Genomic DNA, 1,387 nt, shown 5'->3' on the forward strand with positions numbered 1-1,387 from the left:
GTAAGAAAACTGGAAAAACCTTTTGCCTTTTTAATCTTAGAAAACCATTCGTCAAAAATCAAAGAGATTTTCTCTTTCGCACTAATCGGCATATCTTTTACCCTTTCTAATATCTCTATCCCCATTTTTAACTTATTCTCAAAAAGGGCTAAATAGATACTTTCTTTTGTTGGAAAATAGAGATAGACCGTTCCTTTTGCTATTTTTGCCTGTTTCGCAATCTCATCAACCGTGGTTGGAAAAAATCCTTTCTTTAAAAACATCTCCTCAGCAATAGTTAAAATTTTCTCTTTTACTTTCTCCTTATCTTTCTTCATTTTATCTCCTTAATCTTTTCTCTTGCCTTTTCTTTTAACTTCCTAATTTCCGGTAGCCATTTCTTTTCTTCTTTCATTTGAATAAGTTCTTCTAATTCTCTTTTTGCCTCTTCTTTTCTCTTTAAAGCCAAATAGGTATCAGCAAGATATAATTTGGTATAGGGATTATTTGGCGAAATTATTTTTGCCTTTAAAAGATATAATAAACTTTTCTCCAAAGAACCACCAACAAAAGAGGGCAACTGATAATACATTCTTCCTAAGGCAGTATAAGCACTGCCATCCTCTACGGTTGAATCACATTTTAAAGCAAGATTAAACTCCTTTTTTATTTCTTCTAAATAAGAAAAACCTCTTATCCCTTTCATTTCCGCATAAGCACCCAAAAGAGAAGCATACCAAAAATGACCTTCTGCTCTATTTGAATTAAGTTTTATCGCCTTTTTAGCAATCTCTATCCCCTCTTTTAGAAATTTTTCTTTCTCCTTCTTTGGTAAATTATTGGCTAAAAAATAAATAACTTTTGCTAATCGCCAATAACCTTCATAATTATTGCTATCTAATCTTATTGCCTCTTCATAATATCTTTTTGCTTCCTTTGCCTTTTTCCAATCTTCCCGTTCTAAATAACATTCATCTCCTTTTTCAATAAATTCATTAACCGTCAGAGTAAACGAAAGGAAGAGTGTTAATAAAAATGACTGACTGGTCAGTTTTATATCCATATATATAAATATAGCAAAATTTTTTAAAAAATCAAGGGAAATATGTTAATGGGTTAAAATAGGGTTATCAAATTAATAAAAAAAAGTGGTAACCTTTATGGGTATTTTTTCGTCTATATATAGAGGGAGATATTATGGTGAAAGTATTAGTAAATCTTTATGAGAAACTTAAAGAAATGGCTAAGAAATACTATCTATCTCTTTGTTGGGATTACTCAAAATTAACCTATAAATATTACCCGATAAAAATACCCTTGGATTTAGAAAGTTTAGTTAATAAAGATTTATTTAAAGAAAAACAGAAAAAGGAGGTGATTAGCGAAGCATATCTCTTTTGATTAACGG

At 30.1% G+C, this 1,387-nt stretch carries 3 protein-coding genes; 1 reads left to right on the top strand and 2 read right to left on the bottom strand.

The features are described from left to right. A partial coding sequence (locus ABIK75_07890) for a TetR/AcrR family transcriptional regulator (protein MEO0091008.1) occupies positions 1-317 on the bottom strand: 317 nt, incomplete at its 3' end. Beyond that, the gene (locus tag ABIK75_07895; GenBank protein MEO0091009.1) at positions 314-1,042 is read right to left on the bottom strand and encodes a hypothetical protein; all 729 of its coding nucleotides are present in this window, start codon (positions 1,040-1,042) and stop codon (positions 314-316) included. The genes ABIK75_07895 and ABIK75_07890, both read right to left, overlap by 4 nt. A gap of 134 nt (positions 1,043-1,176) precedes the next feature. On the opposite strand from ABIK75_07895, the gene ABIK75_07900 reads away from it, so the two are divergent. Then, a complete protein-coding gene (locus ABIK75_07900) occupies positions 1,177-1,380 on the top strand; it encodes a hypothetical protein (protein MEO0091010.1) in 204 nt (67 codons plus the stop codon). Positions 1,381-1,387 lie beyond the last annotated feature (7 nt).

This window comes from candidate division WOR-3 bacterium (assembly GCA_039801725.1).
GTDB lineage: Bacteria > Hydrothermota > Tepidihabitantia > Tepidihabitantales > DTDR01 > DTDR01.